This window comes from Actinomadura meyerae, from assembly GCF_900188445.1.
GTDB classification, from domain to species: Bacteria; Actinomycetota; Actinomycetes; order Streptosporangiales; family Streptosporangiaceae; genus Spirillospora; species Spirillospora meyerae.
Window position 1 is genome coordinate 32,241 of sequence record NZ_FZOR01000052.1, and the last position, 21,737, is coordinate 53,977.

18 protein-coding genes are annotated in these 21,737 nt (G+C 74.1%); 6 read left to right on the plus strand and 12 right to left on the minus strand.

Annotated features, from left to right (window positions below):
• Positions 1–23 precede the first annotated feature (23 nt).
• On the minus strand, positions 24–1,130 hold the full coding sequence (locus CHF16_RS34935) for an Lrp/AsnC family transcriptional regulator (RefSeq protein ID WP_089330460.1): 1,107 nt from the start codon (positions 1,128–1,130) through the stop codon (positions 24–26).
• A gap of 71 nt (positions 1,131–1,201) precedes the next feature.
• Between CHF16_RS34935 and CHF16_RS34940 the strand changes: the two genes are divergently transcribed.
• From CHF16_RS34940 to araB, 6 genes are all read left to right on the plus strand, one after another.
• A complete protein-coding gene (locus tag CHF16_RS34940; protein ID WP_089330461.1) occupies positions 1,202–2,407 on the plus strand; it encodes a M20 metallopeptidase family protein in 1,206 nt (401 codons plus the stop codon).
• Positions 2,404–3,813, plus strand: coding sequence for an MFS transporter (locus CHF16_RS34945; protein ID WP_089330462.1), 1,410 nt, complete (start codon positions 2,404–2,406; stop codon positions 3,811–3,813). The genes CHF16_RS34940 and CHF16_RS34945 overlap by 4 nt, the downstream gene beginning before the upstream one ends.
• 143 nt (positions 3,814–3,956) lie before the next feature.
• The gene (locus CHF16_RS34950; RefSeq protein WP_245869713.1) at positions 3,957–5,009 is read left to right on the plus strand and encodes a LacI family DNA-binding transcriptional regulator; all 1,053 of its coding nucleotides are present in this window, start codon (positions 3,957–3,959) and stop codon (positions 5,007–5,009) included.
• Positions 5,010–5,128: 119 nt separating this feature from the next.
• Positions 5,129–5,794, plus strand: coding sequence for an L-ribulose-5-phosphate 4-epimerase (locus CHF16_RS34955; protein WP_089330463.1), 666 nt, complete (start codon positions 5,129–5,131; stop codon positions 5,792–5,794).
• A 2-nt stretch (positions 5,795–5,796) separates the two neighbouring features.
• Positions 5,797–7,293, plus strand: a complete 1,497-nt coding sequence (gene araA / locus CHF16_RS34960) for an L-arabinose isomerase (protein WP_179271852.1) — start codon at positions 5,797–5,799, stop codon at positions 7,291–7,293.
• 51 nt (positions 7,294–7,344) lie between these two features.
• The gene (araB, locus tag CHF16_RS34965; RefSeq protein WP_089330464.1) at positions 7,345–8,973 is read left to right on the plus strand and encodes a ribulokinase; all 1,629 of its coding nucleotides are present in this window, start codon (positions 7,345–7,347) and stop codon (positions 8,971–8,973) included.
• Here araB and CHF16_RS34970 read toward each other — a convergent pair.
• The 11 genes from CHF16_RS34970 to CHF16_RS35015 form a co-directional block, all read right to left on the minus strand.
• Positions 8,970–9,980: a LacI family DNA-binding transcriptional regulator gene (locus CHF16_RS34970; RefSeq protein WP_089330465.1), complete on the minus strand. Its 1,011-nt coding sequence runs from the start codon at positions 9,978–9,980 to the stop codon at positions 8,970–8,972. The two genes, araB and CHF16_RS34970, sit on opposite strands and share 4 nt — an antisense overlap.
• Before the next feature lie 44 nt (positions 9,981–10,024).
• Positions 10,025–11,266, minus strand: a complete 1,242-nt coding sequence (mmsB, locus tag CHF16_RS34975) for a multiple monosaccharide ABC transporter permease (RefSeq protein ID WP_089330466.1) — start codon at positions 11,264–11,266, stop codon at positions 10,025–10,027.
• On the minus strand, positions 11,263–12,885 hold the full coding sequence (gene mmsA / locus CHF16_RS34980; RefSeq protein ID WP_089330467.1) for a multiple monosaccharide ABC transporter ATP-binding protein: 1,623 nt from the start codon (positions 12,883–12,885) through the stop codon (positions 11,263–11,265). The genes mmsB and mmsA overlap by 4 nt, the downstream gene beginning before the upstream one ends.
• 64 nt (positions 12,886–12,949) lie before the next feature.
• The gene (chvE, locus tag CHF16_RS34985) at positions 12,950–14,080 is read right to left on the minus strand and encodes a multiple monosaccharide ABC transporter substrate-binding protein (RefSeq protein ID WP_245869714.1); all 1,131 of its coding nucleotides are present in this window, start codon (positions 14,078–14,080) and stop codon (positions 12,950–12,952) included.
• 178 nt (positions 14,081–14,258) lie between these two features.
• Positions 14,259–14,429, minus strand: a complete 171-nt coding sequence (locus CHF16_RS40650) for a hypothetical protein (protein WP_179271853.1) — start codon at positions 14,427–14,429, stop codon at positions 14,259–14,261.
• 31 nt (positions 14,430–14,460) lie between these two features.
• Complete coding sequence (locus CHF16_RS34990; RefSeq protein ID WP_089330468.1) at positions 14,461–14,814, minus strand: PRC-barrel domain-containing protein; 354 nt, start codon at positions 14,812–14,814, stop codon at positions 14,461–14,463.
• Between the two features lie 122 nt (positions 14,815–14,936).
• Complete coding sequence (locus tag CHF16_RS34995; RefSeq protein ID WP_089330469.1) at positions 14,937–16,133, minus strand: TIGR04053 family radical SAM/SPASM domain-containing protein; 1,197 nt, start codon at positions 16,131–16,133, stop codon at positions 14,937–14,939.
• Positions 16,130–17,611: a beta/alpha barrel domain-containing protein gene (locus CHF16_RS35000; RefSeq protein WP_245869715.1), complete on the minus strand. Its 1,482-nt coding sequence runs from the start codon at positions 17,609–17,611 to the stop codon at positions 16,130–16,132. The genes CHF16_RS34995 and CHF16_RS35000 overlap by 4 nt, the downstream gene beginning before the upstream one ends.
• A gap of 53 nt (positions 17,612–17,664) precedes the next feature.
• The gene (locus CHF16_RS35005) at positions 17,665–18,633 is read right to left on the minus strand and encodes an Acg family FMN-binding oxidoreductase (RefSeq protein ID WP_089330470.1); all 969 of its coding nucleotides are present in this window, start codon (positions 18,631–18,633) and stop codon (positions 17,665–17,667) included.
• 133 nt (positions 18,634–18,766) lie between these two features.
• Positions 18,767–21,379 carry a cation-translocating P-type ATPase gene (locus CHF16_RS35010; RefSeq protein ID WP_089330471.1) on the minus strand — a complete coding sequence of 871 codons (2,613 nt, stop codon included), beginning with the start codon at positions 21,377–21,379 and terminating at the stop codon, positions 18,767–18,769.
• A gap of 160 nt (positions 21,380–21,539) precedes the next feature.
• Positions 21,540–21,737 (minus strand): response regulator transcription factor (locus CHF16_RS35015; RefSeq protein ID WP_143228241.1); only part of this gene is annotated, 198 nt, incomplete at its 5' end.

Here is a 21,737-nt window from a genome sequence, read left to right on the forward strand (position 1 = left end):
GGGGGCGACCGGTAAGCGGGAGGTTACCCGGCGGCCGGTGGGCCGGGGCGGGCAGGGGAGGGCCGCTCGCCCGTGCGCAGCCGGGCCACGAGCGCCGCCTGCTCGTCCTCGGTGCCGGGGTCGTCCCACGTCCAGAACGGCACGGTCCGCAGGTGCCGGCCGCGCGGGTCGAGGAGCTGGCCCGCCAGCTTCAGCTGCCACAGCGCCACCGCCCGGTCGGCCACGGTGAGCCGCGGGAAGCGCCGCCGCAGCCCGGCCTCGAACGACTGCACGTGCTCCACCGAGCGCAGCCACACGGCGAACAGCAGGTTGTGCGGGCCGGACAGCGACGCGCACATGCGGGTCTCCCGCATGCCCGCGAGTTTCCCGGCGACCTGCGCCACCTCGTCCGGCGGCGTGGTCGCCCACAGGTAGACCGTGACCGGCCAGCCCGACGCCGACCGGGCGACCTCGCACCGGTACACCAGCGCCCCGCCCCGGTGCAGGCGGGCGAGCCGCCGCCGGACGGTCGTCGGGCTGAGCCCGCTGCCCTCGGCGAGCCGCGCGACCGGCAGGCGGCAGTCGCGCACCAGCAGCCGCACCAGGTCCTCGTCTCCCGGCCGCAGTGCCCAGTCGCCCGTGCCGCGCTCGGGGGCGCCGACCAGGAGGTCCCGCTGGGACTGGTCGAGCCGGTCCAGCCGCCACCGGCTGCCCTCGGCGTGCAGGGTCGTGGCGAGCTGGGTCCGGGTCGCGATGACGCCCGCCAGCCGACCGACCCGGAAGCCCACGTACCGGGCCAGCTCGGCGTTGTCGCGCAGCACCACCGTCATGATCAGGTCCCGGCCGCCGGTGACGTGCTCCAGGTTGAACACGTGCGGGTCCTCGGCGAGCTCGGCGGCCACCGCGTGCAGCCGGCCGGGCGCGCAGTCCACCTCGATGAACGCGACGACGGGCGTCATCCAGTCGACCGACGCCGGGAAGCAGGTCAGCCAGGCCAGGCCGGACGCGGTCAGCCGCGCCCAGCGGCGGGCGGCGGTCGAGGCGTCCACCCCGAGGGCGGCGCCGATGCGCCGCCAGTCGGCGCGCGGCGCGGTCTGGAGCGCGGTGACGAGCAGGTGGTCCAGCTCGTCCAGCTCGGCTGATGCGTGCATTCGATCGGGCTCTTCTGGCGGATACCGGCATGTCAGCGGTGATGAAAGGTGCGATCCGCACCATACCTGCCATGTCTCTCCGTGATGACGCCGCCGACCTGCGGCATGAGCTGACCGAGTTGCGCCGGGCCCTGCACCGCGAGCCGGAGACCGGCCTGGAACTGCCGCGCACGCAGGAGAAGGTCCTCGCCGCGCTGGACGGCCTGCCCCTGGAGATCGGCACCGGCAGGGGACTGTCCTCGGTGACCGCCGTCCTGCGCGGCGGCAAGGCGAGCGGGGAGCGCCGCCCGGCGGTGCTGCTGCGCGCCGACATGGACGCCCTGCCCGTCCAGGAGGACACCGGGCTCGACTACGCCTCGCGGATCCCCGGCCGCATGCACGCCTGCGGCCACGACCTGCACGTCGCCGGCCTGGTCGGCGCGGCCCGGCTGCTCGCCGCCCGCCGGGCCGAGCTGCCCGGCGACGTCGTGCTGATGTTCCAGCCCGGCGAGGAGGGCATGGGCGGCGCCAAGATCATGGTGGACGAGGGGGTACTGGACGCCGCCGGGGAGCGGGTCTCCGCCGCCTACGCCCTGCACGTCTTCTCCACCGCCCTGCCGCGCGGCATGGTCGTCACCCGCCCCGGGCCGATGATGGCCGCCTCCGACGAGGCGCACGTGGTGATCCGCGGGAAGGGCGGGCACGGCTCCTCGCCGCACGGCGCCAAGGACCCCGTCCCCGCCCTCGGCGCGATGATCAACGCGCTGCAGACGATGGTCACCCGCGACCTGGACGTCTTCGATCCCGCCGTCGTCACCGTCGGGTCCGCGCACGCCGGGACGGCCGCGAACGTCATCCCCGAGACGGCCGAGCTGACCGCCACGATCCGGTCGTTCTCCGAGGACGCCCACGGCCGGGTCCGCGCCGGGTTCGAGCGGGTGGTGCACGGCGTCGCCGCCGCCCACGGCGTGACCGCCGACGTCGACTACCGGGAGCAGTACCCGGTCACCGTGAACACCCCGGACGAGGCCGCGTTCGCGCTCGCCACCGCCCGCGACGTCTTCGGCGGCGACCGCGTCCTGGAGGCGCCGCGCCCGGTCGCCGGGTCGGAGGACTTCTCGTTCGTCCTCCAGCGGGTGCCCGGCGCGTTCGTCTGCCTCGGCGCGTGCCCGCCCGACCGCGACCTCGCGACCGCGCCGATGAACCACTCGCCGCAGGCCGTCTACGACGACTCCGTGCTGCCCGACGCCGCGGCCCTGCTGGCCGAGCTGGCCGTCCGCCGCCTGGAGGCCGAGTGACGACCGCGGCGCACCGGAAGGAGCCGGCCCCGCCCGGCGTGTCGGTCACCGCCGTCGTCGGGCTGCTCGTCCTGTTCGAGCTGGTGAGCGGGTTCCTCCAGGCCGGGATCGCGCCCGTGCTGCCCAGCATCGGGGACGAGTGGGGCGTCTCGGACTCCGCGCTGACCTGGGTGATCGCCGTCCAGTTGCTGTCGGCGGCCGTGTCGCTGCCCGCGTTCGGGCGGCTCGGCGACCTGTACGGGCACCGCCGCATGCTCCGCATCGCGCTGGTGTCGGTCGCGGTGGGCTCCGTCCTGGTCGCCTTCGCGCCGTCCTTCGCCGTCCTGCTCGCCGGGCGGTTCCTGCAGGGCCCGCTCGCGGCACTGCTGCCGCTGGAGATCTCCCTCGTCCGCGACCGGCTGCCGGTGGACCTCGCCCGCTCCGCGATCGCCCGGCTCGTCGGCGCGCTCACCCTCGGCGGGCTGCTCGGCGGGCTCGGCATGGGCATCGCGGACAAGGCGTTCGGGGACGTCCGGCTCGCGCTGGGCGTGCCCGCCGTGCTGACGCTGGTGTGCGTGGCGGTGTCTTTCGTCGCCATCCCCGAGTCGGCGCGCCGCGCGACCGGGCGGGTGGACTGGCCCGGCGTCGCGCTGCTCGGCCTGGCCGTCGTCGCCGTCCTGGCCGGGGTGTCCGGCGCGGGGGACAACGGGTGGCTGTCCGGGACGACCCTCGTCCCCGTCCTCGCGGGCCTGGCGCTGCTGGCGGCGTGGGCGGTGGTCGAGCTGCGGACCGCCGAGCCGCTGGTCGACCTGCGCGCCATGGCCGGACGGCACGTCGCGCCCTACTACTTCGCCTCGTTCGCGTTCGGCGTCATCTACTTCGGGAGCCAGTCGCCGAACTCGACCTTCTTCGCGACCGACCCGGACGAGGCCGGCTACGGGTTCGGCCTGTCGTCGCTGTCGATCGCGCTGGCGATGCTGCCCGCGATGCTCGTCAGCGTCGTCGCGTCGGCGTCCACCGCCGTCGTCGCCCGCAGGGTCGGTTACCGCAACGCCCTGATCGGGTCGTTCCTGCTGGTGGCGGCCGGCTTCGCCGCGTTCGCCGCGGCGCACGACGTGCTGTGGCTGGTCGTCGCCGAGCTGACCGTCCTGGCCGCCGGGATGGGCGTGGCGCTCGGCGCGATGCCGACCGTGATCGCGGAGGCGTCCGACCCGTCCCGCACCGGCGTGGCGACCGCCGTCTACAACAACGTCAAGACCGTCGGCGGGGCGGTGGCGGGCGGGATGTTCGGGACGCTCCTCGCCGCCCCGGCGGGCTCGGACGACCCGGCCGAGCGCGGCTACCTGGCCGTCTGGCTGGTCGGCGCCGGGTTCGCGCTGCTGGCCGCCGTGCTCGCGCTCGCCGCGCGGGGGCGCTCGGCGGACTGACGCCGGGCCATGCGGCGGGCCGGGCCGGCGGGCCGCCGGGACGGCCGCGGGCGCCCCGCCGGCGCGGGGCGCCCGCTGTTGACATTCGCGGGAGTTAGCGCAAACATTCGGGGCGTAGCGATGGCTCGGCTCGGGGAGGCGATGTGGCCGCCGAATCACCGGAGGCGCCCGACGGCCGGCGGCTGGCGGTGATGGAGGACGTGGCCGCGATGGCGGGCGTCTCGGCGATGACCGTGTCGCGGGTGCTGAACACCCCCGAGAAGGTGCGCCCGCAGACGCGCGCCCGGGTGATGGCGGCGGTGCAGGCGCTGGACTACCGGCCGAACTCGGCGGCCCGGGTGCTCGCGACCGGCCGGTCCGGGGTGCTCGGCGTGGTCAGCTTCGACACCACCCTGTACGGCCCGGCGTCCACGGTGTTCAGCATCGAGCAGGCCGCCCGCGAGCACGGCTACAACGTCAGCATCGTCAGCCTCAGCTCGCTGAACCGCCGCTCGATCGGCGAGGGCGTGGAGCGGCTGCGCGCCCAGTCCGCCGACGGGATCATGGTCGTCGCGCCGCACGAGTCGGCCGCCGACGGGCTGAAGGAGCTGCCCTCCGACACGCCGCTGGTCGCGGTCGGCGCGGGCGGCGACGTGCCGTTCCCCGTGGTCGCGGTCGACCACCGGGCCGGCGCGGAGCGGGCCGTCCGGCACCTGCTCAGCCTCGGCCACGAGACCGTCGCGCACCTGGCCGGCCCCGCCGACTGGGTCGACGCGAGCGGCCGCACCGACGGCTGGCGCGCCGCGCTGGAGGCCGCCGGGCGCGAGGTCCCGGCCGCGTCCGCGGGCGACTGGAGCGCCCGGTCCGGCTACGAGCTCGGCCGCCGCATCGCCGCCGACCCGCAGGTCACCGCCGTGTTCGCGGCCAACGACGCGATGGCGCTCGGGCTGCTGCGGGCGCTGCGCGAGGCCGGCCGCGACGTGCCCGGCGAGGTGAGCGTCGTCGGTTTCGACGACGTGCCCGAGGCCGCCTACTTCCCGCCGCCGCTCACCACCGTCCGGCAGAACTTCGCCGAGGTGGGGCGGCGCGCGTTCGGCCTGCTGCTCGACCGGATCGAGAGCGGCGCGCGGCCGGTTCCCGCCCCGGACGGGACGCACCGCGTCGTCGAACCCGAACTCGTCGTCCGGGAGAGCACCGGGGTGCGCCGCCCCACCTGACCCCCGCCCCGTCCCTGCCCGCCCCCGCCCGTCCTCAGCCCGCCCCAGCCCGTCCCCGCCCAGTCCTCGCGAGTCCCCGTCGGCAGCCCGATGATGTTAGCGCTAACAAAGGAGCGGACATGACAGAGCCGGAGACCGCCGCGCTCCGCACCGAACTCGCCGCCCTCCACCGGATGCTCGTCGAGGGCGGGCTGGTCGTCTGGACGGCCGGGAACGTGTCCGCCCGGGTGAGCGACGACGCCTTCCTCATCAAGCCGAGCGGCGTCCCCTACGCGGACCTGACCCCCGACTCGATGGTGCTCTGCGACCTGGAGGGCAAGCCGGCCGACGGATCGCCGCTCAAGCCGTCCAGCGACGTGTTCGCCCACGCGTACGTGTACCGGCACCGCCCGGACGTCGGCGGCGTGGTACACACCCACTCGACCTACGCGACCGCGTGGGCGGCGCGCAACGAGCCGATCCCGTGCGTGCTGACGGCGATGGCGGACGAGTTCGGCGGCGAGATCCCGGTGGGCCCGTTCGCGCTGATCGGCGGCGACGACATCGGCCGCGGCATCGTGGAGACGCTCGCCGGGCACCGCAGCCCCGCCGTCCTCATGCGCAACCACGGCGTGTTCACGATCGGCGCCGACGCCCGCGCCGCGGTGAAGGCGGCCGTGATGTGCGAGGACGCCGCCCGCACCGTCCACCTGTCCCGCCAGCTCGGCGAGCCGCTGCCGATGGACGCGGGCGACATCGACCGGTTGTACGACCGCTACCAGAACGTCTACGGGCAGAGGGGCTGACCATGAGCTTTCCGAACCGCGAGATCTGGTTCCTCACCGGCAGCCAGGGCCTGTACGGCGAGGACACCCTCCGCCAGGTCGCCGAGCAGTCCGCGGCGATCGCCGCGCGGCTCGGCGAGGCGCTGCCGGTCGCGCTGCGGTGGAGGCCCGTCCTGACCGGCGCGGACGCGATCCGCCGGACCTGCCTGGACGCGAGCGCCGACGACGCCTGCGTCGGCGTCATCGCGTGGATGCACACCTTCTCCCCGGCCAAGATGTGGATCGCCGGCCTGGACGCGCTGTCCAAGCCGCTCCTGCACCTGCACACGCAGGCGAACGTCGAGCTGCCCTGGCACTCGATCGACATGGACTTCATGAACCTGAACCAGGCCGCGCACGGCGACCGGGAGTTCGGCTACATCCAGTCGCGGCTCGGCGTCGCCCGCAAGACCGTCGCCGGGCACGTCAGCGACCCGTCCGTCGGCGCGCGCATCTCGGCATGGGCGCGCGCGGCGGCCGGGCACCACGAGCTGCGCACGCTGAAGCTGGCCCGGTTCGGCGACAACATGCGGGACGTCGCCGTCACCGAGGGCGACAAGGTCGAGGCGCAGCTCAGGTTCGGCGTCTCCGTGAACACCTACGGCGTGAACGACTTGGTCGAGGTGGTGGACGCCGTCCCGGACGTCGAGGTCACCGAGCTGGTCAAGGAGTACGAGGACGCCTACGACGTCGTCCCGGCGCTGCGCGCGGGCGGCGAGCGGCACGAGTCGCTCCGCTACGGCGCCCGCATCGAGCTGGGGCTGCGGACGTTCCTCGACGACGGCGGCTTCAAGGCGTTCACCACGAACTTCGAGGATCTCGGCGGGCTGCGGCAGCTCCCCGGCCTCGCGGTCCAGCGGCTGATGGCGGACGGCTACGGCTTCGGCGGCGAGGGCGACTGGAAGACGGCGACGCTGCTGCGCACCCTGAAGGCGGCGTCCGCCGGGCTGCCCGGCGGCACCTCGTTCATGGAGGACTACACCTACCACCTGGAGCCCGGCAACGAGCTGATCCTCGGTGCGCACATGCTTGAGGTCTGCCCGTCCATCGCGGCGGGGCGGCCCTCACTGGAGATCCATCCGCTCGGCATCGGCGGGCGCGAGGACCCGGTGCGGCTGGTGTTCGACGCCGCGCCCGGCCCCGCCGTCGTCGCCGGGCTGGCCGACATGGGGGACCGGTTCCGCCTCGTCGCGAACGAGATCGAGGTCGTCGCGCCGCCGGAGCCGCTGCCGATGCTGCCGGTCGCCCGCGCGGTGTGGCGCCCGCTGCCGGACCTGCGCACGTCCACCGAGGCGTGGCTGACCGCCGGGGCGCCGCACCACACCGTCCTGTCGGCCGCGCTCGGCACCGAGGTGCTGGACGACCTCGCCGAGATGGCCGGGGTCGAGCTCCTCACCATCGACGGCGGCACCACGCTGCGGCAGTTCACCAAGGAGATCCGCTGGAACCAGGCCTACCACCGCCTGGCCCAGGGGCTGTGAGGGCAGGTCTGTGAGAGCGGGGTCTGCGAGGCAGGGCCCGGAGGAGGGCGCATGAGCGAGGACGAGCGGTACGTCGTCGGGGTCGACTTCGGCACGCTGTCGGGGCGGGCGGTGGTCGTCCGCGTCCGGGACGGCGCCACCCTGGGCGACGGCGTGCACGAGTACGGCCACGGGGTGATCGACGAGGCGCTGCCGTCCGGCACTGGCCTCGCCCCCGACTGGGCCCTCCAGGCGCCCGGCGACTGGGTGGACGTGCTGCGCTTCGCCGTCCCGAAGGCCCTGGCCGTCGCGGGCGTCCCGGCGTCGCGGGTCATCGGGATCGGCACCGACTTCACCGCGTGCACGATCCTCCCCGCGGCGGCCGACGGCACCCCGCTCTGCGAGCGGTACCCGGACCGGCCGCACGCGTGGCCGAAGCTGTGGAAGCACCATGCCGCGCAGCCGCAGGCCGACCGGATCAACGCCCTGGCCGCCGAGCGCGGCGAGCCGTGGCTGCGCCGCTACGGCGGCAAGATCTCCTCGGAGTGGGAGTTCGCCAAGGGCCTGCAACTCCTCGAAGAGGACCCGGAGCTGTACGCGGAGGCGGACCGCTGGATCGAGGCCGCCGACTGGATCGTCTGGCGGCTCACCGGCACCGAGTCCCGCAATATCTGCACGGCCGGCTACAAGGGCATCTACCAGGACGGCCGGTACCCGTCCCGGGAGTTCCTCGCCGCGCTGCACCCCGGCTTCGCCGGCTTCGCGGACAAGCTCGGCCACGACCTCGCCCCCCTCGGCGGCCTCGCCGGGACCCTCACCGCGGAGGCGGCCGCCTGGACGGGCCTCCCCGAGGGCATCGCGGTCGCGGTCGGCAACGTCGACGCGCACGTCACCGCCGCCGCGGCCGACGCCGTCCGGCCCGGCCAGATGGTCGCGATCATGGGGACGTCCACCTGCCACGTCATGTCCTCGGACGCGCTCGCCGAGGTCCCCGGCATGTGCGGCGTCGTCGCCGACGGCATCGTGCCGGGCCTGTGGGGCTACGAGGCCGGGCAGTCCGGCGTCGGCGACATCTTCGCCTGGTTCGTCGACAACTGCGTGCCCGCCTACTACAACCAGGTCGCCGCCGCCGAGGGGCGGACCGTCCACGAGCACCTCACGGCGCTCGCCGAGGCGCAGCCGGTCGGGCGGCACGGGCTCGTCGCGCTCGACTGGCACAGCGGGAACCGCTCGGTCCTCGTCGACCACGACCTGTCCGGCCTGATCGTCGGCCAGACGCTCGCCACGAAGCCCGAGGACGTGTACCGCGCGCTGATCGAGGCGACCGCGTTCGGCACCCGGATGATCGTGGAGACGTTCGAGGCGTCCGGCGTCCCCGTCGGGGAGTTCGTCGTCGCGGGCGGCCTGCTGAAGAACGCCTTCCTGATGCAGGTGTACGCCGACGTCCTGCGCCGCCCGCTCTCGGTGATCGGCTCGTCCCAGGGCCCGGCCCTCGGCTCGGCGATCCACGCCGCCGTCGCCGCCGGCGCCCACCCCGACATCACCTCGGCCGCCGCCGCGATGGGGCGCCGGGTACCGTCCGCCTACGTCCCCGATCAGGCCCGCGCCGACGCCTACGACGACCTGTACGCGATCTACCGGAGCCTGCACGACCACTTCGCCGGCGGCGAGATCATGCACCGCCTCCGCGCCCTGCGCTAAGGGCGGGCGGGGGCGGTGCTGCGGCGGACGACCAGCTCGCTGGGGACGACTTTCGGCACGTTCGCCTCGGTCCCGGTGAGCTGTGCGACGAGCAGCTCCACGCAGTGGCGGCCGAGGGCGGTGAAGTCCTGCCGGACGGTGGTGAGGGGCGGCGTCAGGAACGCCGCCTCCGGGATGTCGTCGAACCCGATCACGCTGACGTCGCCCGGGACGCGGCGGCCGCTCTCGTGGATCGCCCACAGCAGCCCGAGCGCGATCTGGTCGTTGCCCGCGAACACCGCGGTGACGCGGGGGTCGGCGGCGAGGAGCCGGCCCCGCTCGTAGCCGGACCGGGCGCTCCAGTCGCCGGGCGCGCAGTCGGGCACCTCGGCGCCCGCCTCGGTGAGCGCGTCCCGCCAGCCGCGGGTCCGCTCGGTCGCCTCCGACCAGTCGTCCGGCCCCGGCAGGTGGTGGACGGTCCGGTGCCCGAGGCCGAGCAGGTACCGGGTCGCCTCCTTGGGCGCCAGGTAGTGGTCGGCGGACACCGTCGGGACGGCGGCCTCCGGCCCGAGCAGCACCGTCGGCAGGTCGCCGGGCAGGTGCCGCAGCGCCTCGTCCGGCGGGACGTGCCCGGGGATCATGATGATGCCGTCCACGCCCTGGTCGCGGAAGCGGTCGACCGCCCCCGCGACCGCGCCGTGCCCCGGCGACTCCAGGCTCGCGACGCTGGTGAAGAAGTCGGCGGCGCGCGCGTTCCGCTCGATCGCCGCGATGATCGACGCCGGGCCGAACAGCGCGGTGTCGAAGCTGACGACCCCGAGCGTCCGGGACCGGCCGGTGGCGAGCGCCCGCGCCGCCGCGTTGGGCCGGAAGTCCAGTTGCGCGGCGGCCGCGAGCACCCGGTCGCGGGTCTTCGGGCTGACCATCGGATGGTTCTTGAACACCCGCGACACGGTCTGGTGGGACACCCCGGCGAGCCGGGCGACGTCGCGGAGCCCGGGGCGGGCCGGTGGTGGCGTGGCGGTCATGTCACCTCGGAACCTACCGCGTCCGCCGTCCCCGGGCGGCCCGCTCAGCGCGACGTCCCGGCGCGCCGCTTGGCCCAGATGTCGAACGCCACCGCCGCCAGCAGCACCAGCCCCTTGATCAGCATGACCCGCTCGCTCGGCGCGCCGAGCAGCGACATCCCGTTGTTGATCACGCCCATGATCAGGCCGCCGGTGATCGCGCCGACCACCTTGCCGACCCCGCCCTGCACGGCCGCGCCGCCGATGAACGCCGCCGCGATCGCGTCCAGCTCGAACATGTTCCCGGCGGTCGGGCCCGCCTGGTTCAGCCGTCCCGCGAACACGATCCCGGCGACGGCCGACAGCACGCCCATGTTGACGAACAGCCAGAACGACACCGACTTCACCTTGATGCCGGACAGCCGCGCCGCGAGCGGGTTGCCGCCGAGCGCGTACACGTGCCGGCCGAACACGGCCCGGTTCATCACCAGCGTGGAGCCGAGCACCAGCGCGCCCAGCAGGACGAGCACCCACGGCATGTTCTTGAACCGGGCGAGCTGCACGGCCATGAACATGACGACCACGACCGCGAGGGCGTTGCGCAGCGCGAACACGGGGAGCGGCTCGACCTGCTGCCCGTACCGGATGCGCCCCTGCCGGTTCCGCCAGCCGAGCGCCACGTACCCGCCGACCAGCGCCAGCGCGACCAGCAGCGTGAACAGGTCGGCGCCGCCGAGCGGACCGAGCCCGATGTTGCCGAGGTAGCCGGACAGGAAGCCGTTCGCGATCGTGCGCACCTCGTCCGGGAACGGGCCGATGCCCTGGTTGCCGAGGATGGTGAGGGTCAGCGCCCGGAACACCAGCATCCCGGCCAGCGTCACGATGAACGCCGGGATCTCGAAGTAGGCGATCCAGTACCCCTGCCACGCGCCGATCGCCGCGCCGGCGAGCAGCGTCAGCAGGATCGCGAGCGGCCACGGCACGTCGTGCTCGACCATCAGCACCGCAGCGATCGCGCCGGTCACCGCGACCACCGACCCCACCGACAGGTCGATGTGCCCGCCGATGATGATCAGGATCATCCCGATGGCGAGGATCAGGATGTAGGAGTTCTGGACGATGATGTTGGAGATGTTCTGCGGGGACAGCAGCTGCCCGTCGGTGAGCACCGCGAACAGCGCCACGATCAGCGCGAACGCGATGTAGATCCCGCTCTGCCGCAGGTTGACCGGCAGGCCGCGGCCCTGCTTCGGCCGCTCCGCAGGCGGCGGTGCCAGGGCCTTCCCGGCCGGTGCGACGCTGCTCATGCTCTGGTCTCCTCGGTCCGCTGGGCCGGCCCGTCCTCCCGGGCGGGCTCGATCCGCTCCGTCTGCTCCGTCTGCCGGGCCGGCGCCGTCTGCTGGGTCTGCCGGGTCATGAACTGCATGAGCCGCTCGGGGGTCGCCTCGGCGCGGGTGACCTCGCCGGTGATCCGGCCCTCGGCCATCGCGTACAGGCGGTCGCAGATCCCGATCAGCTCCGGCAGCTCGGACGAGATCACCAGCACGGCGCGGCCCTGGTCGGCCAGCCGGTTGATGATCGAGTAGATCTCGTACTTGGCGCCGACGTCGATGCCCCGGGTGGGCTCGTCCAGGATCAGCACGTCCGCGTCCGTGAAGATCCACTTGGACAGGACGACCTTCTGCTGGTTGCCGCCGCTGAGCTGCCCGGCCGGGGTGAGGACGCTCGGCGTCCTGATGTTCAGCTCGGTGCGGAACCGCTCGGCGGTCGCGTACTCGCGGCCCGCGTCCACCCAGCCGGCCCGCGCGAGGCCGCGCAGCCCGGCGGCGGAGACGTTCCGCCTGACGTCCTCGATGAGGTTGAGGCCGTAGGTCTTGCGGTCCTCGGTCGCGTAGGCGATCCCGTGCCGGATCGCGTCGGTGACCGTGCGGACCGAGATCTCCTCGCCGTCCTTGTAGACGCGGCCGCTGATCCCGGTGCCGTAGCTGCGGCCGAACACGCTCATCGCGAGCTCGGTGCGGCCCGCGCCCATCAGGCCCGCGAGCCCGACGATCTCGCCGCGGCGCAGCGTGAGGGAGGCCCGGTCCACCACGACCCGGCCGTGCTGGGTGGGGGAGTGGACGGTCCAGTCCTCGATCCGCAGCACCTCGTCGCCGATCGCGGGGACGCGTTCGGGGAACCGGTGCTCCAGGTCGCGGCCGACCATCCCGGCGATGATGCGGTCCTCCGAGACGCCGGAGCGCATGTCGAGCGTCTCGATCGTCCGGCCGTCCCGCAGGATCGTCGTGGAGTCGGCGATCGCGCGGATCTCGTTCAGCTTGTGCGAGATGATCACGCAGGTGATGCCCTCGTCCCGCAGCCCGCGCAGCAGGTCGAGCAGGTGCGCGGAGTCGGCGTCGTTCAGCGCGGCGGTCGGCTCGTCCAGGATGAGCAGCTTCACCCGCTTCGACAGCGCCTTGGCGATCTCGACGAGCTGCTGCTTGCCGACGCCGAGCTCCATCGCCGGCGTCACCGGGTTCTCGCGCAGCCCGACCCGCTCCAGCAGCCGGGCCGCGTCGGCGTTGGTCCGGTTCCAGTCGATCAGCCCGAACCGCCCGCGGCGCTCGTTGCCGAGGTAGATGTTCTCGGCGACCGACAGGTACGGGCTGAGCGCCAGCTCCTGGTGGATGATGACGATCCCGCGCTGCTCGCTGTCGCGGATGCCGGAGAACCGGCAGGGCTCGCCCTCGAACTCGATCTCGCCGGTGTAGTCGCCGTGCGGGTGGACGCCGGACAGCACCTTCATCAGCGTCGACTTCCCGGCGCCGTTCTCGCCGCAGATCGCGTGGATCTCGCCGCGCCGCACCTCCAGGTTCACGTCCTGGAGGGCGGTGACCGCGGGGAAGGTCTTGGTGATGCCGCGCATCCGCAGTATCGCGTCGGTCATGGTTCTCCTCGCGGACGGGCGGGCGCCGCCCCGGGAGAGGTTCCGGGGGGCGCCCGCCCCGCTGTCACCCCAGTTGGGCCTCGGTGTAGTAGCCGGTGTCGATGAGCTCCTTCTTGTAGTTGCCCTTGTTCACGACGACCGGGTTGAGCAGGTAGGACGGCACGACCTTCACGCCGTTGTCGTAGTCCTTGACGTTGTTCACCTCGGGCTTGCCGCCCTTCAGCACGGCGTCCGCCATCTTCACGGTGACCGCGGCGAGCTGCCGGGTGTCCTTGTAGACGGTGGAGTACTGCTCGCCCGCGATGATCGACTTGACCGAGGCGACCTCGGCGTCCTGGCCGGTCACGACCGGGTAGGGCTGGCCGGGCGTCCCGTAGCCGTTGGACTTCAGCGCCGACAGGATGCCGATCGACAGCCCGTCATAGGGGGACAGGACGCCGTTCACCTTCGTCCCGCCGCCGTAGTGCCGGGTGAGGAGGTCCTCCATGCGCTTCTGCGCCCGCTCGGCCTCCCAGCGGAGCGTCGCGATCGTCTTGAAGTCGGTCTGGCCGCTCTTGACGACGAGGGCCTTCCGGTCGAGGTATGGCTTCAGGGTGTCCATGGCGCCGTTGTAGAAGTACGTGGAGTTGTTGTCGTCGGGCGAGCCGGCGAAGACCTCGATGTTGAACGGGCCCTTCGCGGTGCCCTCGGAGCCGTCCGGCTTCTTCAGCCCGAGGCCGGCGAGCAGGGACGTCGCCTGCAGGACGCCGACCTTGTAGTTGTCGAAGGTGGCGTAGTAGTCGACGTTCGGGGAGTTGCGGATCAGCCGGTCGTAGGAGATGACCGGGACGCCCTTGTCGGCCGCCTTCTGGAGCTGCGTGGTGAGCGCGGTGCCGTCGATGGACGCGATCACCAGCAGCCGGGCGCCCTTGGTGATCTGGTTGTCGATCTGGTTGGCCTGGGTGGGGATGTCGTTCTCGGCGTACTGGAGGTCGACCTTGTAGCCGAGCTGCTCCAGCTGCTTCTTGAGGTTGTCGCCGTCGTGGATCCAGCGTTCGGACGAGCGGGTGGGCATCGTGACGCCGACGAGCGCGCCCGCCGCCGGCTTCTTGTCGGCCTTCTCCTTGTCGACGGTCTTCTGGGTCGAGCCGCACGCGGTCATGCCGAGCGCGAGGCCGAGGCCCAGCGCCAGGCTGACGAGCTTCCTGTGCTTCAACGTCTCACCTCGGGGGTGGTGCCGGTGTCCCGGTCACAGTGTTACCGGTCACACTGGCATGTCAAGGGCCCCCGTGGCCCGCGTCACAACCGTGACCCGGTTGTTGTTATCGCAAACATCCGGCGCCGGGCGCGGGCCCGGGCACAGGCCGCCCGGATGGGGGTGGCGCGCCGGGCCGTCAGCGGGTGGGGCGGGAGCCCCGGCGGTGCCCCATCCGCAGGCCGCTCAGCACCAGGTTGATCAGGAAAAGCACGATCCCGATGATCAGCAGGTAGAAAAGGCCCTTCACGACGACGCCGATGATGCCCAGCGCCACCGCGATGAGCAGGATGAACAGGAACAGTGCCACGGTGCGCTCCCTCCCGGAACGGGGCCGGCGCTCAGCGGCGCGCGAGCCGGCGCTCGTCCGGCGCGGCCTGGTAGGCCAGCTCGTAGTGGGCGAAGACCGCGCCCTCGTCGGCGGCGAGCAGCTCGCCGTCGGTGTCGATCGCGGGCGCGGTCTTGATCTGCTTCTTCGGGTGGGCGACCCGGACGTGGTCCGGCCCGACCGTCGCCCCGTCGAGCGGCGCGAACACCAGCCGCTGCCGCATCGGCATGCCCGTCTTGATGGTGGCGAAGGCCGGCTGGTCGGTGAGGGTGTCGACGTAGACGGCCTCCAGCTCGCCGACCTTGCTCCCGGACTCGTCGAGCACGGGCCGGCCGCGCCACTCCCGGATGTCCTCGATCTGGAACATGTCCCTCGCCCAGCCTTCTGGATCGGATGCCTGTTCCAGGATCTACCCAGCTCACAGCGGTTATGTCCGGTTGGGGGCCGGGTTCGGCGGGGTCATGTCCGGCGGGGTCATGTCCGGCGGGGTCATGTCCGGTGGGGCCGGGGCATCGGGAGGCCGTGGGCGGCGAGGTCGTCCGGGTAGGGGAACGAGCCGGGCTCGTAGGAGCACCAGGGCTCGGCCGCGTAGGGGTCGCCCGACACCGCGAGGGCGCGCGAGCGGGAGCCGCCGCAGATCGTCCGGAACTCGCAGGCGCCGCACTTCCCGGTGAGGTTGGCGGTGTCGCGCAGGCCCGTGAACAGCGGCGCGTGCCGATAGATGTCCGGCAGCGGCTCCCGCCGGACGTCGCCGGCCGCGGCGGGCAGGAACCCGCTCGGGTGGACGGTGCCCCGGTGCGAGACGAACACGAACCCGCGTGCCGAGCCGACGTCCATGGGCGGGCGCCGGGCGCGCCGCACCGGCAGGTCGAGCTCGTCCAGCCGCCGCCGCAGCGTCGCGTAGAGCGGCCCGAGCCCCAGCACCTCGGCGTGGTCGGCGCCGTGCCGCGCGAGGATCTCCCGCTGGACGGCGATCCGGCGGAAGTGGTGGGCCTCGGTCGTCCGGGCGGGAATGTGGGCGCCCGCGTCGTAGACGAAGTTCAGGACGTCCTCCACCTGGAGCGGGTCGAGCCCCGGCAGCAGCCTGCCGCGCCCGGTCGGGACGAGCAGGAACGCGCTCCACGTCAGCGCGCCCATCTCCCGCACGAGCCGCACGATCTCCGGCAGGTCGGTGAGGTTGTGCCCGGCGACCGTCGTGTTGATCTGGACCTTCAGGCCGAGGTCGCGGGCGGCGCGCCAGGCGTCCAGCGTCCAGCCGTAGACGCCGGGCGTCGCTCGGAACGCGTCGTGGATCCGCTCCGTCGACCCGTCGAGGCTCAGCGAGATCGCCCGCGCGCCCGCGTCCCGGAGCCGGGCCAGGCCCGCCGCGGTGAGCGTCGGCGTGCCGGACGGGGAGACCGCGACCGGCAGCCCGAGCCGGGTCCCGTGCCGGACGAGTTCGTAGAGGTCGGGCCGCTGGAAGGGGTCGCCGCCGGTGATGACGAACACCGGCGCCGGCCGGCCGAACGAGGCGACCTGCGCCATCAGGCCGCGCGCCTCGGTCGTGGTGAGCTCGCCGGGGTCGCGGTCGGGCCGGGCCTCGGCGCGGCAGTGCCGGCAGGCCAGGGGGCACGCCCGCGTGGCCTCCCAGATCACGATGAACGGCCGGTCGCCGGAGTCGTGGCGGGGCGTGCGGATCTCCTTCATCGGCCGAGGAGGTAGTCGACGGCGTCGGCGGCGGAGTAGTCGGCTCCGGCCGCCCGGACGAGTTCCGGCAGGAAGCCGAGGTCCTGTCCGAGGGTCAGCAGCGGCGGCTCGGTGTAGCCGTCCGGCCGGTGCTGGCCGCGGCCGGTGTTCGCGACGAGCCCGTTGCACAGGCAGCGGCGCCCGGTGGTGTCCTCGGCGGCGCCGCCCTTGCGGACGTAGGCGTCGACGGGTTCGGCGGGGCAGCGGTAGCCGACCGTCCCGTCCGGCTTGAGGTAGGGGGTCCGCAGGTAGCTGAGGTCGCACAGCCGGGGGCGCGCCGCGTGGACGTCCGGATCGGAGAGCGTGCCGGGCAGTTCGGCGACCTTGAACGGGAACCCGGTCGAGGAGGCGCGGGGGTCGTTGCGGACCCGGAGCGTCCCGTCCAGCGCCCGCGCGATGAGCCGCCGCCGCAGCTCCGGGTCGAGGCCGGACTCCCGGGACAGCGCGAACACGCTGCCGGCCTGGACGCCCGCCGCGCCGGCGGATTGCGCCTCGTCCGGCGCGCCGGGGCGGGCGTGCCCGCCCGCGAGCCAGAACGGCAGGCCGAGCGCGGCGACCTTCGCGGGGTCGATGCGGTCCCGCTTGCCGTAGACGGGTTCGCCGTTCTCGTCGAGGCGCAGCCGCCCGCGCGGCGGCGCGCTGTGCCCGCCCGCGACGGCCGACTCCAGCACGAACCCGTCCGGGCGGGTGGCGGGCGACCGGTGCAGGTACATCGCCAGGACGGGCGACGACACGATCGCCAGGAACCGCGGCCGGGGCGCCTCCGTCCCCGGCGGGGCCAGCGAGGCGGGGTCGAAGGCGAACGGGCGGCCCTCGGCGGCGCCCGCGACGTCGACCGTGACCTTCCCCGGCGACCCGGCGGCGAGCGCGTCCAGCAGCGCGGGGATCTCGCTCGGGATGCCCGCGCCCATCAGGACGTAGTCGGCGCCCGCCAGCATCGCCCCGTACGCGGCGGCCGGTGTCGCGAGCTGGATCTTCTCCAGGTAGTTGACGCCGACCGGGCCGCCGTGCCCCTGCTTGGCGAGCCACACCTCGGCGAAGTTCCCCGCGACGGTCAGCTCGTCGCGGGTCCGGTTCGGCCGCAGCCCGAGCTTCGGCACCGGCCGGAACCGCCGACCCGGCTCGATCCCGCCGGGCACGAAGTAGCGCTCCAGGATCCGCTCGGCCACCCCCGGGAGCGGCAGGTGCGCGAGCGCGCGGCGCAGGTGGCCGCCCTCGTCGCCGGTCTGGAGGCCGCGCGCGAGGAGGGCGTCCAGCGCCACCCCGGACACCACGCCGAGCTGCCCGGTCCGCGCGACGGCGCGCGCCAGCCGCCATCCCGAGACGCCCGCGCCCATGCCGCCCTGGATGATGCGGGGCAGGGCCGCGTCGGGCATCCGGGCCCGCTCGGTGTCGCGCGGCCGGGGCACCGTGGTGGACTCCTGGACGGGTGTGGGCATCGTTCGCCTCTCTCGGTTCGGATCGGGCGCGTCCGGTAGCGTCCGGTCGCGGATCAGACGCGTTCCAGGACTTCCGGGAACGGCCGGCGCGGCGTGCCGGGCACGGGCTGCCCGTAGCCGAACCGGATGACGGCCTGGATGTGCCCGTTCGGGCAGGGCCCGGACGTCGCGGGGCCGCGCCCGTCCAGGAGCTGGGTGAGCAGCGACGCCGACACGCCGCGCCGCTCGGCGGTGAGCAGGACCCGCTGCAGGGCCTGCCCGGCCAGCAGCCAGTCCCGGGGGCCGTCGCCGCGGGTGAGCAGCACCCCGAGCTGCGGCCGCGCGGCGAAGTCGTCGCGGCTCCGCCCTGCGGACGGCCCGGACAGCCCGAAGTCGCGCAGCGGCAGCCCCCGCCCGCTCGGCCGCGGCCCGAAGGCGTACCAGGGGATGCCGTCGCCGCGGGTCCGGCCCGGTGTCCAGGCGGCCAGCTCGTCGCGGTAGGCGGGGTCGGCGGCGAGCTTCGCGTCCGCCGCGGCGATCAGGCTGAGCAGGTAAGCGGTGGTCTGGGGGCCGGGCAGGGCGAGCACCGCCCCCTCCTCCTGGGCGGCGGCCAGCAGCTCGTCCCGGACGGCCTGCGGCACCCGCCGCTTGCCGAACGGGCCGCGGTTGGTGCGCCGGTGCGGGATGGCCGCGTACAGCTCGGCCTGCCCCGGCGACGGCATCGTCGCCTCCACCGCCCGGACGGACGCCAGCAGCGCCGGGTGCCGCTCGGGGTCGGGGAACCGCTCGACCATCGGGCGGTGCCCGGTCGACCGGACCGCGAGCCGCAGGTTGAGCAGGGCGGCGCCGCAGCTGATGTGCAGGGCGCGGCCCGCGGGGTCGATGACCGGCAGGGTGCGGTCCAGGTCCGCGTGCAGTTCCAGGACCGACGCGTCGCGGTCGAGCCGGAACAGCCAGGGCTGGGTGTTGTGCACCGACGGCGCCGCGATGGCCGCGGTGACCAGGCGGCGCACCCCGACGTGCGTCGCGAACGGATGGAGCATTCCGCACACCTCCACGAGCCGGCGCTGTGCGTTACCAGGCTTCCGCCGCGGGGGCGGGGGCCACAGGGCCGAAGGTCCCGCGCGGAAGGGGACCAAGGACGGCAGGTCCGGGGCCCCGCGCGGCGCGCGCAGGTCAGCGGCGGCGCTGGGCGAGCTTCAGGGCCTCCACCAGCAGGTACGACACCACCGCGATGACCGCGATGCGCGCCCAGGCGGCGGCGCCGAGCGGTGCGGAGCCGAACACGTCGTTCATGCCGGGCGTGTAGGTGTAGAGGACCTGGAGCGCGGCGAGGGCGGCGACGCTGACGGCGATCCACGGGTTGCGGCGGACGCCCCGCCACAGCAGCGGCCGGTCCAGGGACAGGCAGTTGAACATGTAGGTGAGCAGGGTCAGCGCGAACACGTTGACGACGATCGTCTGCGCGACCTCGGGGGAGGCGCCGTGGCCGCGCTCCCAGTGCTGGAGCCCGAAGGAGCCGGCCAGCAGGATCCCCGACACCAGCAGGATGCGGGCGGTCATCGCGCGGGTGAGCAGCGGCAGCGCCGGGTCGCGCGGCGGGCGGCGCATGATGTGCTCGTCCTTCGGCTCGACGGCGAACGGCAGGCCGAGGACGAGCACCGCGGTCATGTTCAGCCACAGCACCTGCAGCGGCAGGATCGGCAGCGCGGTCCCGGCGACGATCGCCGCGACGAGGACGAGGCCGAGCCCGATGTTGGACGGCAGCGCCCACACGATGAACTTCACCAGGTTGTCGAAGACGCCGCGCCCCTCCTCGACGGCCTGCTCGATGGACGCGAAGTCGTCGCCGGTCAGCACCATGTCCGCCGACTCCTTGGCGGCGTCGGTGCCGCTGCGGCCCATCGCCACGCCGATGTCGGCCTGCTTGAGCGCGGGCGCGTCGTTGACGCCGTCGCCGGTCATCGCGATGACGTGCCCGGTGCTCTGCAGCGCCTGGACGAGGCGGAGCTTCTGCTCGGGGGAGACGCGGGCGAAGACCGTGGTCGCCCGCACCCGCTCGGGCGAGACGTCCCCGGCCAGCTCGGCGCCGGTCATGACCTCGCCCGCCAGCCCGACGCGCTCGCCGATGGCGGCGGCGGTGGCCGCGTGGTCACCGGTGATCATCTTGACCTGGATGCCGGCGTCGTGGCAGGTCCGGACGGCGGCGGCGGCCTCCTCGCGGGGCGGGTCGAGCATCGCCTGAAGGCCGAGGAAGGTCAGCCGGGGCAGCTCGTCCAGCGAGTCGCCCTGACCCCGGGCGAACGCCAGGACGCGCAGGGCCTCGGCGCCGTACGCCTCCGCGCGGGCGATCACGGCGTCCGCGTCCAGCGGCACGGGCTCGCCGCCGGGCCCGGCGGCGTCGCCGCAGAGCTGGAGGACCCGTTCGAGCTGGCCTTTGACGTAGACGGTGCCGTCCTCGTGCAGCGTCGCCATGTAGCGGCGCTCGGAGCTGAACGGGAGCGTCGCCGTCCGCTCCGGGACGCGGTCGAGCCCGGCCTTGGCGGCGCTGGTGAGGAGGGCGCCCTCGGTGGGGTCGCCGGTGATACGCCAGCCGCCGCCGGTCTCGGCGAGCCGGGCGTCGTTGCAGCCGAGCCCCGCCGCGAGCGTCTCCCGGAGCGCGGGGTGCTCGGCGAGGTCGACCGCGCGGCCGTCGTGCTCGACCGTGCCGTGCGGGGCGTAGCCGGTGCCGGTGAGGGTGTAGTCGCGCCCGCCCGCGCTGATCGCGGTGACGGTCATCTGGTTCTGGGTGAGCGTGCCGGTCTTGTCGGTGCAGATGACGGTCGTGCCGCCGAGCGTCTCGACGGCGGGCAGGTGCCGGACGATCGCGCCGCGCCGCACCATCCGCGCGACGCCGAGCGCCAGCGTGATCGTCACGACGGCGGGCAGGCCCTCGGGGATCGCGCCGACGGCGAGCGCGACCGCCGCGGTGAGCATCTCGGTCACGCCCCGGCCGCGCAGCACCCCGATCGCGAAGGTGGCGGCGGCCAGTACCAGGATCGCGACCGTCACCACCCGGCTGAAGTGGGCGATCTTGCGGGTCAGCGGGGTCCGCACCGCCGCCGTGCCCTGCACCAGCCGGTTGATGCCGCCGAGCTCGGTGTCCGCGCCGGTCGCCACGACCAGCCCGGCGCCCCGGCCCGCCGCCACCAGCGTCCCGGAGAACGCCATCGCGGCCCGGTCGCCGAGGGCGACCTCGGGCAGCGGCGCCGGGTCCTTCGCGACCGGCGCCGACTCGCCGGTCAGCGCCGACTCGTCCACCGCCAGCTCGTCGGTGCGCAGCAGCCGCAGGTCGGCCGGGACCTTGTCGCCGGCCTCCAGCACGACCAGGTCGCCGCGCACCAGGTCCGCCGCCGGGACCCGGACCGGCGCGCCGTCCCGGACGGCGACCGCCGTCGTGCGCGCCATCGCGGCGAGCGCGGTCAGCGCCCTCTCCGCCCGCGACTCCTGGACGAACCCGACCACGGCGTTCACGATCACCACGCCCAGGATCACCAGCGCGTCCACGTGCTCGCCGACCAGCGCGGTCACGGCCGCCGCCGCGAGCAGGACGTAGATCAGCGGGCTGTTGAACTGGAGCAGGAACCGCAGCAGCGGCCCGCGCCCGCGCGCGGCGGGCAGCGTGTTCGGCCCATCCCGCTCCAGCCGGGCGGCCGCCTCGGCGGCGGTCAGCCCGCGGGACGCGTCGCCGCCGAGGTCGCGCACGACGTCCTCGGCCGGCCTGCGGTAGGGCGCGAGAGCCGTCGTCATCCCATCCTCCTGTCACCCTCGGCCCGCGCCCCCTCCGGCGAGGCGCGCGGGGGCGGACTCCCCGGCGACCGCGGTCCCGCGAATCGTCCGCTTCATGCCCCCGGACGCGGCGGCGACGCCCGCGCGGCGGGGGCGGGACGGCCCGGCGGCGGAAGTTCAGCTATTCGTGCGAGTCCCTGCGGTCGGCCTTGAGCTGGGCGGCGAGTGCGGCGGCCTGGGTGCGGCGGCTCATGCCGAGCTTGGCGAAGATGCTGGAGATGTAGTTCTTGACGGTCTTTTCGGCGAGGTAGAGGCGTTCGCCGATCTGGCGGTTGGTGAGGCCTTCGCCGATGAGGTCGAAGATGTGGCGTTCTTGTTC

Excerpts from the sequence above, each read along its gene's own strand:
- CHF16_RS34935 (WP_089330460.1), bottom strand. The coding sequence starts at position 1,130 with ATGCACGCATCAGCCGAGCTGGACGAGCTGGACCACCTGCTCGTCACC.
- CHF16_RS34940 (WP_089330461.1), top strand. The coding sequence starts at position 1,202 with ATGTCTCTCCGTGATGACGCCGCCGACCTGCGGCATGAGCTGACCGAG.
- CHF16_RS34955 (WP_089330463.1), top strand. The coding sequence starts at position 5,129 with ATGACAGAGCCGGAGACCGCCGCGCTCCGCACCGAACTCGCCGCCCTC.
- araA (WP_179271852.1), top strand. The coding sequence starts at position 5,797 with ATGAGCTTTCCGAACCGCGAGATCTGGTTCCTCACCGGCAGCCAGGGC.
- araB (WP_089330464.1), top strand. The coding sequence starts at position 7,345 with ATGAGCGAGGACGAGCGGTACGTCGTCGGGGTCGACTTCGGCACGCTG.
- CHF16_RS34970 (WP_089330465.1), bottom strand. The coding sequence starts at position 9,980 with ATGACCGCCACGCCACCACCGGCCCGCCCCGGGCTCCGCGACGTCGCC.
- mmsB (WP_089330466.1), bottom strand. The coding sequence starts at position 11,266 with ATGAGCAGCGTCGCACCGGCCGGGAAGGCCCTGGCACCGCCGCCTGCG.
- mmsA (WP_089330467.1), bottom strand. The coding sequence starts at position 12,885 with ATGACCGACGCGATACTGCGGATGCGCGGCATCACCAAGACCTTCCCC.
- CHF16_RS34990 (WP_089330468.1), bottom strand. The coding sequence starts at position 14,814 with ATGTTCCAGATCGAGGACATCCGGGAGTGGCGCGGCCGGCCCGTGCTC.
- CHF16_RS34995 (WP_089330469.1), bottom strand. The coding sequence starts at position 16,133 with ATGAAGGAGATCCGCACGCCCCGCCACGACTCCGGCGACCGGCCGTTC.
- CHF16_RS35000 (WP_245869715.1), bottom strand. The coding sequence starts at position 17,611 with ATGCCCACACCCGTCCAGGAGTCCACCACGGTGCCCCGGCCGCGCGAC.
- CHF16_RS35005 (WP_089330470.1), bottom strand. The coding sequence starts at position 18,633 with ATGCTCCATCCGTTCGCGACGCACGTCGGGGTGCGCCGCCTGGTCACC.
- CHF16_RS35010 (WP_089330471.1), bottom strand. The coding sequence starts at position 21,379 with ATGACGACGGCTCTCGCGCCCTACCGCAGGCCGGCCGAGGACGTCGTG.